This is a genomic window from Pseudomonas sp. BGI-2, from assembly GCF_004310295.1.
Lineage (GTDB): Bacteria > Pseudomonadota > Gammaproteobacteria > Pseudomonadales > Pseudomonadaceae > Aquipseudomonas.
Genome location: NZ_SISB01000060.1, coordinates 19045 through 28018, shown reverse-complemented (window position 1 = coordinate 28018; position 8974 = coordinate 19045). Strand labels below are relative to the sequence as shown.

The following is an 8974-nucleotide window of genomic DNA, read 5'->3' as shown; positions in this document are numbered from 1 at the left end:
GAGCGTGAACCTGAAAAGGCCCACGACCTGGCTACCGAATTTCTTGACGACCATAGAGCATTGGAACCACCTGATCCCATCCCGAACTCAGCAGTGAAACGATGCATCGCCGATGGTAGTGTGGGGTTTCCCCATGTGAGAGTAGGTCATCGTCAAGATTAAATTCCGAAACCCCAATTGCGAAAGCAGTTGGGGTTTTGTTTTTCCCGCAAGAAAGTGTTCCTACAGTTACAACACAAATTTGCACAGTTATTTTCGACTCATGACACTAGAATAGGTCCAACTTTTTCGGAGCCAGAGCCCTTATGCCAGATCCGGTTGACGCCCCTGGGCTGTCAGAATTACCGCTGGACGATTTGGTGGCGTGCCATGAGTGTGACTTGCTGATGCGCAAGCCCGAACTCGCCCATGGCGAGAAAGCCCTGTGTCCGCGCTGCGGTTACGAGCTCTATGCCCATCGGCACAACGTGGTGCAGCGCAGTCTCGCATTGGTCATCGCCGCTCTGTTGTTGTATATCCCGGCGAACTTTTTACCCATCATGCAGCTCAATCTACTCGGGCAATCGTCGCGAGACACTGTCTGGACCGGCGTTGTCGGTCTGTTCGATACCGGCATGCAAGGCGTCTCGGTGATTGTGTTCCTGTGCAGCATGGGAATTCCGCTGCTCAAGCTGCTCTGCCAGTTGGCCGTGCTGTTGAGCATCCGCTTTGATATCGGACGTAGCTATGGCTTGCTGCTCTACCGTATTTATCACCATCTACGCGACTGGGGAATGCTCGAGGTTTACCTCATGGGCGTACTGGTGGCGATCGTAAAACTGGCAGATATGGCAGCCATTACCGTAGGTCTTGGTTTGGCATGCTTTATCAGTTTGTTGCTGGTCCAGGTCTGGTTGGAGGTTGTGATGTCACCTCATCAGATCTGGCAGGCTTTGTCAGGAGAGGATGCCCATGCGGGCGATTGATGCAGGCATTCTGATTTGTACCGAATGTCATGAATTGAACAAGCAGGAAGCTGACACTGACGAGCAGACCTGCACCCGTTGCGGTGCGCTGGTGCACGCCCGTCGCCCAAACAGTCTGGTGCGTACCTGGGCGTTGCTGGTCACCGCAGCGATTCTGTACATCCCGGCCAACGTACTGCCGATCATGACCGTCAGCTCACTGGGGCAAGGCGATCCGAGCACCATCATGTCCGGTGTTATCCAACTGGTTCAGCACGGCATGATACCCATCGCTGCCGTGGTTTTTATCGCCAGTATCGTGGTACCAACGTTCAAGCTCGTGGGCATCGCGCTGCTGCTGTTTTCAGTACAACGCCGCCAGCCACTCTCTGCACGCCAACGAATCTGGATGTACCGCTTTATCGAGTTCATCGGCCGCTGGTCGATGCTGGACATCTTTGTGATCGCCATCCTGGTGGCGGTCGTGAATTTCGGACGGCTTGCCAGCGTCGAAGCCAATCTTGGCGCCATCGCTTTCGCCAGTGTGGTGATTCTGACAATGCTTGCCGCAGTTACTTTCGATCCCCGACTGATTTGGGATAACACGGAGTCGGACGACGACCATGACTGATTTGCCTACAGCTAAAACCCGACCGGCCTCGAACTGGTCTGCCATCTGGGTGTTGCCCCTGATTGCCCTGATCATCGGTGGCTGGCTCGGCTGGCGTGCCTACAGCGAAACCGGCATCGAGATTCAGGTGCGTTTCGAAAGCGGTGAAGGCATTCAGGCCAACAAGACTGAAGTGGTCTACAAAGGAATGTCTGTCGGCAAGGTGAAAACCCTCAAGCTCGATGACGAAGGCAGCTCAAAAGGCGTGATCGCCACCATTGAGATGAACAAGGACGTTGAGCAATACCTCAAGACCAGCACGCGCTTCTGGCTGGTCAAACCGAGCGTGACTCTGGCCGGTATCACCGGGCTGGAAACCCTCGTGTCGGGTAACTATGTAGCCGTCAGCCCTGGCGAAGGCGAACCCACTCGCAAGTTCAAGGCACTGGCCGAAGAGCCCCCACTGTCGGACGCTCAACCCGGTCTGCACCTGACGATAAAGGCTGATCGACTCGGGTCGCTGAATCGCGGTAGCCCGGTGTTCTATAAGCAGATCAAAGTCGGCCAGGTCAAAAGCTACTTGCTGTCGCAAGACCAAAGCACTGTCGAACTCAAAGTCTTCATCGAGCCGACCTACGCCAATCTGGTGCGCAAACACACACGTTTCTGGAACGCCAGCGGCATCAGCATCGACGCCAACCTGTCCGGTGTGAAAGTACGCAGCGAATCCCTTGCCAGCATCGTCGCTGGTGGTATCGCGTTCGCCACGCCGGAGAACCGCAAGGACAGTCCGCCCACTGATCCGAGCCTGCCGTTCCGTCTGTACGAGGACTTCGACGCAGCCGCTGCCGGAATCCGGATCAAGGTCAAACTGAGCGATTTCGAAGGCCTGCAGGCCGGCCGCACGCCGGTCATGTACAAAGGCATTCAGGTCGGCAACCTGAAAGCGCTGAAGGTTGATGCGGACCTGAATGCCGCCACAGCCGAATTGACCCTTGATCCACTGGCCGAAGATTATCTGGTCGAAGGCACGCAGTTCTGGGTGGTCAAACCGTCGATTTCGCTCGCCGGCATCACCGGACTGGAAGCGTTGGTTAAAGGTAACTACATCGCCGTGCGACCGGGCGACAAAGGGGCTGCACCACAACGTGAGTTCGTGGCCAGGCCCAAGGCGCCGCCGCTGGACCTGCGTTCGCCCGGCCTGCACCTGGTGCTTTTCACCGAAAACCTGGGTTCACTGGAAGTCGGCAGTCCGATTCTCTACAAACAGGTCAAGGTCGGTTCGGTCCAGAGCTATCAGTTCTCCAAGAAGAAGAAGCAACTGGTGATCGGTGTCCACATCGAGAAGGAGTACGAAGGGCTGGTCAATGCGTCGACACGCTTCTGGAATGCCAGCGGCATTACGCTCACGGGCGGACTGACCGGCGGAATACAGGTCAAAAGCGAGTCGCTGCAAAGCCTGATGGCCGGCGGTATCGCTTTTGAAACCCCGCAAGCCAAAGCGCCGCTGCAGAAGCGCATCCCACGTTTCCGCCTGTTCGCCAACCATGAGGAGGCCAATCAGAAAGGCACCGTGGTTACGATCAAGGTTGACCGTGCCGATGGCTTGCGCAGCGGCACCCCCGTGAGATTCAAAGGCCTGGATGTCGGCAAGATCGAAGATGTCGACCTCAGTGATGACCTGCAATCGGTAATGCTCACCGCACGAATCACCGAAGTTCCGGAGCGCATTGCCCGGGTCGGCAGTCAGTTCTGGGTGGTCAAACCCGAGCTGGGTCTGATCAAGACCTCGAACCTCGAAACGCTGGTCACCGGCCAATACATCGAAGTGCAGCCGGCACCGAAGAACCTTGGTCCGCAGAAGAACTTCGTCGCCCTGGCCACCCCTCCGGAGTCGGCCAAGCAAGAAGCCGGTTTGAGTCTGGTCCTGAGCGCTGCTCGTCGTGGTTCGCTGAAGACCGGAGTGCCGGTGACGTATCGCGAGGTCACCGTGGGCAAAGTGACGGGTTATGAATTGGGCCAGACCGCTGATCGTGTGCTGGTCCACATTCTGATCGAGCCGAAGTACGCGCCATTGGTGCGCAGCGGCACGCGTTTCTGGAACACCAGCGGTTTTGGTTTCGACTACGGCTTGTTCAAAGGCGCGACGGTACGCACTGAATCCCTGGAAACACTGATACAGGGCGGCATCGCCTTCGCTACGCCGGACGGTGATCGCATGGGCAGCCCGGCGCGGCCTGAGCAAACCTTCCCGCTGTTCGACAAGTTTGAGGATGAGTGGCTGACTTGGGCGCCGAAGATATCGCTCGGTAAATAGCGGGAAGTTGATTGGGCGTCTGTGATGACGCCTTCGCGAGCAAGCCCGCTCCCACACTGGATTTGTGCACGGCGCAGAACCTATGTGGGAGCGGGCTTGCTCGCGAAGAGGCCCTCAAACTCAATGCAAACTTCAAAAAAAAACACCCAATAAAAAGGCCGCGATCCATTTGGATCGCGGCCTTTTTTATTGCCCTGGATTAAGTCAAATCAAACCGCATCCAGCTCCGGCTCATCCGCTTCAATGTTAACCACAGCCTTCACCTCATCGTGACGACGGATGTACTTCCAGTCCGCCTCGTCGATGTAGATACCGTTCGGCCCGCTGCCACCTTCCAGGTCAATCGCCACACTGGCGCAGACCTGCGGCTTCACACTCGCCAGGATCGGCACGAAGCCCAGCTGCAAGCTGGTTTCCAGCAGCGCTGCCTGGTTCTTTTCGTCGATGTCCGCCGCCTCGTCGAGGTAGTACGGCAGGCGCACGCGACCGGCCTGGTCGCGGTCCATCAAGTGCAGCAACAAGTACATGTTGGTCAGCGCCTTGATCGTCATCGTCGTGCCGTTGGAGGCTGCGCCGTCGATGTCGGTGTGGATCACCGGTTGACCGTTGACCTTAGTGATCTCGAACGCCAGTTCGAACAAGTCCTTGAGGCCGAGCTGGTTGTGGTTCGCCGCCACCAGACGCGCCAGGTATTCCTTGGCTTCTTCGTTCTTGTTGTCCTGATCGGCGCTTTGGCTCAGGTCGAACACGGAGAGGGTTTCGCCTTCTTCGTACTGGCCGGCGCTGTGGATGATCTGGTCGATGTGCTTGAGCGCTTCCTTGTTCGGCGCGAGCACGATGCGGAAGCTCTGCAGGTTGGAGACCTGACGCTTGTTGATCTCGCGGTTGAACAGCGCCAACTGATGCTCGAGGCTGTCGTAGTCGCTGCGGATGTTACGCAGGGTCCGGGCGATGTCGGTGACCGCCGCACGACGTGCCTTGCCGAGGGTCAGGGCTTCGTCGGTGCGGTGCGCATACGCGTTGATCAGCAGTTGCAGGCGACGCTCCATATCGTCTTCGCTGTCGAACTTGGCCACGCCTTTGAGGCGGACCTGAGCGTACAGCGCTTCGATCTGGCCATCGCTGCGCTGTAAACCCTGCCAGCTGTCCTGATAGTCGTTGAGCAGCGGCAGGAGGTTGTCCATGGAGTCGTCGATCGGGTCCATGAACGGCGTACCGAACGGCAGGTCTGCCGGCAACAGCTGACGGCGGCGCAGGGCGTCGTCGAGGGTGCGTTGTTTGGCTTCCATGTCGCCGATCTGCCGGCCGACCAGTTGCAGCTTGGCCGACAGTTGCTGGACACGTTCGGTGAAGGCGTCGCTGGAACGCTTCAACTCGTCCTGAGCGGCTTCCATTTGCGCCAGTTGTTCCAGCTTGTCGCCTTCCTCGGCACTCAGGGTTTGCGCGCGACGGAAATCTTCCAACGCTTTCTGCGCATCCAGCACTTGCTGGTACAGCGCTTCGGTCTGGGTTTTGCTCGCAGCGCGGTCAGCGGCCACGGCAGCTTGAGTTTTCAGTTGCTTGAGTTCTTTATCCAGACGCTCTTTCTGATCGCGCAACGCCGCGCGGTCAGCCAGGGCTTGCAGCGTTGGAGGCTCGATATGCGAGATGTCGATAGACAGCCCCGGCACTTCGAAACGCTCGCCTTTGAAGCCATCGAGGATCAGCTCCATGGACTTAACCCACTGACCCTCCTCATCCAGCGTGATGCCATGTTCGCCCAGCGGCAGGCTGAACAGCGCGCTGTTGAACAGGCGCATCAGGCGCTCGACGTCCTGTTGCGAGAACTCTTCGCGCAGACGGGCGTAGCTGTTGTTGTCGGCGTGATCGAGTTGCTGCTTCACCGACTTCAGGCGTTTTTCCAGATCCCGCAGACGTTCTTCCAGGTCTTCGGCACTGAACTGCCGCGACTGGGCCAGCGCACCGGCCAGTTCATCGTGCGCGTCCTTGGCCGCGAGCAGTTGCTGCTCCAGCACTTTGACGTCAGTGACCAAAGCGAAACGATGCTTGAGCACCGACAACTCGCCGAGCCAGCGCTGGATGCCGGTGATTTCCCGCTCCAGACGCATCAGCTCCTGAGTGCCGCCGCGCTGATCGTTTTGCAGCGCGTCTTGCTCGTTGCGGTAGTGCTCGGCCTGAATCGTCAACTCTTCCTTGCGCGCACTGGCGTAGTCCGACCAGGTGCCGAGCAACGAATCGAGCAGCGGCGAGATCCGGTGCAGTTTGCCGCGCAGAATATTGCGCTGGGTCACGCCTGCCGCGAGGGCTTCAACCAACGGGCCGGCGGTGACCAGCGAGTTGTAGTCCTGCTCCATGCGTCGTACATCACGGAATGCTTCTTCGCACGCGGCGATGTAATCGACACTGCCGGAACGCAGGCTGTGTTCGAAGGCGTCGAGAAACAGCTGCTTGAGCTTGGCCGCGGTGATTTCACGCATGTGCAGCAGATTGATGAACAGTGCGCGGAAGGTCTTCAGGCTCTGCTCGCTGGTGGAGCGCAACGGGATCAGCGTCAGGTCCAGCGGGATCGAGGTGTGACCGCCGACCAGCAAACGACGCAGTTCATCCGGCTTCAGTTCGTAGGCTTTCAGGCCTTCGCGCTCAAGGTTGGTGAACAGCTCTTTCTGGCGCAGGCAGGTGTCGTTCTTCTGGTAATGCGCCAGGTCCAGCTTGCCTGCATAGGCAAAGAACTGGTGACCGAAACCACCGCCCGGGCCGCGACCGACCACGCCGATCACGTGCGGACCGTGGGGCAGCGAGACTTCGACCAAGATGTAACTGGTGTCCGAAGCGAAGTAGAAGCGTCGGGATTGTTCCAGGCTGTACTTGCCGAAACTCATGTCCGACATGCGCGCCAGAATCGGGAACTGCAAGGCGTTGATCGACGCGGATTTACCGAGGTTGTTCGCGCCGTAAACCGACAGCGGTTCTTCCAGCGGAAACAGGCCAAGGCTGTAACCGGCGGTGTTCAAAAGGGCAAAGCGGCGAATGCCGTAGCGTTCCTTGCTCATGCGTCGGTCTCCTGTTCTTCGGCAATGGCGCGGGCCATGGCGTCTTCTTCGCTTTCTTCTTCGAAGTCGCTTAGATCCAGCGGGTCATCGGTTTGCAGCAGTTTTTCATCGCTGTCGTCATCAATCAGCACCGGAACCGGCAGCGGCAAGACGCTGTGCAGGCTGGCCGCCAGATCGCGGTCCTGCTGAACCGACAGGCAGACATCAAGGAAGCGGTGCATCGGCGGTAGGAAACGGTAGATGCCGTTTTCTTCGCCGGCAAAACCGAGCTGAGTCATGCGGCGCATGATTTTTTCTTCGAGTTCTTCGACGGTCTGCACTTCGGCCTGGATGAACAGGTCGCGGTACTTTTCCAGCAACGACGGCAATTCATCGCGACCGAGGCTGCCGCCGTCAAGCACGGCGACCGGGTCGCGGCCCTGGTCGGCCAGATGCTCGACGAGGATAAAGGTGAACAGCGCCAGGCGTTGCGCAGTCTTGTTCACCGCCGCCGCAGCGAGGTCCGGCACAAAGTAGTAGAAACCACGGGTGTCGCAGACCAACTCATAGCCCAGCGCCCTGAACAGCGTGCGGTACTGGTCCTGAAAGTTCGACAGTTGCGCGTACAGCTCCGGATCGCGGCGGCTGACGTGGTAACCCTTGAACAGTTCGCGAAAGATCGGTGCCAACTGGGACAGTTCGGATAGATCAAGATGCATGGGGGATGCTCGCAGAATCCTCGGCGGCGGTGTCGCGGGCCGAGAGCAGGGCGAAGGAGCGCAGGCTGACCTGGTGCTCGTGAGTGTGGTAATCGCGGCGTTCCAGACGCTCGCGTTTGAAGCGTTTTTCCCGCGACAGGCGCGAGAACCAGTAAAGCAATTCGTCGGTCGCGCCGTCCGGTTCCTGCTCCAGCAACCAGGTCATCAGGTCCGGCATCGGTAGGGCGTCTTCGCAGCGTTCGAGCATTTCGCGAACGGTGCGTGGCGCGCGCGGTGCTTCGCCTTTCTGCGTCTTGTGGGCCTTGGGGAAGCGCGCCGGTTTCGGCTCGAAACGAGCCAGTGCGTACACGTAGGCTTCGACCTGACTGGCGCTGCCGAGGAAGGTGCTTTGCGGCCGGGTGAACATCGGCATCGCGGCTTGCGGCACCGCATCGATGCCTTTGCGACGGATGGCCGACAAGGCCAGCGCCGCGCCACGGGTCACGGCGTTATGGCGTCGGGCTTCTTCACGCAACGGCAGCAGCAGTTCGCGGGCATGACGTAGGGTCAGCTGGGCGCTGGTCTGCATTTCGAGAATGCGCGCGTGGGTGCGCAGCAGCATGTCGTCATCGACCAGATGGCCGAGGCGCTGTTGCTCGGTGAGCATCTTCAGCAGGACGTTCTCGACCTTGCGCACGCCTTGTTCGAAGGCGCCGTCGGCGTTCACCAACTGAATCATCGGCTCGACGTATTCGTCCCAGGTCGCGAGCACTTCAGCGTAACGCTGACGCAGCGGGATCTGCCGGTCGCTGGTCTTCGCCCGCTCGGCGACGGCCACCAGGGCCTGTTCGTCGTTGGCGAGTTTCTTCAAAACGTCGCGCACGCGCATGTCGAGCAGGCGCAACTGGCGCGCCAGGTCGTGGCCGTCACGGATGTCGAAGGCGTCCTGAATGTAACCGGCCAGACGTTCGAGGTGGCGCAAATAGGCTTCGATTTCCAGGCACAGGCCCAGACGGTGCTCACGGCGCAGGTAAGCGAGGAAGTCGTGGATCTGCGCGTTGAGCTCGAAACGGTTCGGGCTTTTCGCCACGGGAACCAGAATGTCGAGGCGGATCCACACGTCCAACAGGCTGGTGATGTCCTGCGGCGTACTGTCCAGTTGCTGGGCGCCCAGTTGCGTGCGCAGTTCGTTGAGGCTCAAGGTGCCTTGGTCGAAGTGCTCGCACAGTGGCTCCAGAAGTGCCCAGTGTTCAGCGAGGGCGCGCAAGACGCGCTTGGGTTCGATCATCGGAATGGCCGGCTGGTTGGCGATTAAAAGCCGCGATTGTACTGCATCGGGGCCGATGCGATTCACTCTCGGGACGGGCTGTAGCTGT

At 59.2% G+C, this 8974-nt stretch carries 6 protein-coding genes and 1 rRNA gene; 4 read left to right on the top strand and 3 right to left on the bottom strand.

Annotation, left to right across the window (positions count from 1 at the left end; translation table 11 throughout):
- The first annotated feature begins 42 nt into the window (after window positions 1–42).
- The 4 genes from rrf (at window position 43) to EYC95_RS28180 (ending at window position 3871) form a co-directional block, all read left to right on the top strand.
- Window positions 43–158 (top strand): 5S ribosomal RNA (gene rrf / locus EYC95_RS28195).
- 147 nt (window positions 159–305) lie between these two features.
- Entirely contained in the window at window positions 306–965 is a 660-nt protein-coding gene (locus tag EYC95_RS28190; RefSeq protein ID WP_131063244.1) for a paraquat-inducible protein A, read from the top strand.
- Complete coding sequence (locus EYC95_RS28185) at window positions 952–1575, top strand: paraquat-inducible protein A (RefSeq protein WP_131063243.1); 624 nt, start codon at window positions 952–954, stop codon at window positions 1573–1575. Before EYC95_RS28190 ends, EYC95_RS28185 begins: the two co-directional genes overlap by 14 nt.
- The gene (locus EYC95_RS28180; RefSeq protein ID WP_131063242.1) at window positions 1568–3871 is read left to right on the top strand and encodes an intermembrane transport protein PqiB; all 2304 of its coding nucleotides are present in this window, start codon (window positions 1568–1570) and stop codon (window positions 3869–3871) included. Before EYC95_RS28185 ends, EYC95_RS28180 begins: the two co-directional genes overlap by 8 nt.
- Before the next feature lie 209 nt (window positions 3872–4080).
- Here EYC95_RS28180 and mksF read toward each other — a convergent pair whose 3' ends face one another.
- Genes mksF through mksB form a run of 3 tightly spaced genes read right to left on the bottom strand, consistent with a single transcriptional unit; the run spans window position 4081 to window position 8886 of the window.
- The gene (mksF, locus tag EYC95_RS28170; RefSeq protein ID WP_131063240.1) at window positions 4081–6921 is read right to left on the bottom strand and encodes an Mks condensin complex protein MksF; all 2841 of its coding nucleotides are present in this window, start codon (window positions 6919–6921) and stop codon (window positions 4081–4083) included.
- Window positions 6918–7619 (bottom strand): Mks condensin complex protein MksE, encoded by a 702-nt coding sequence (gene mksE / locus EYC95_RS28165; RefSeq protein ID WP_077749032.1) that lies wholly within the window; start codon window positions 7617–7619, stop codon window positions 6918–6920. Before mksE ends, mksF begins: the two co-directional genes overlap by 4 nt.
- Complete coding sequence (mksB, locus tag EYC95_RS28160) at window positions 7609–8886, bottom strand: Mks condensin complex protein MksB (protein WP_165557520.1); 1278 nt, start codon at window positions 8884–8886, stop codon at window positions 7609–7611. The genes mksE and mksB overlap by 11 nt, the downstream gene beginning before the upstream one ends.
- Window positions 8887–8974 lie beyond the last annotated feature (88 nt).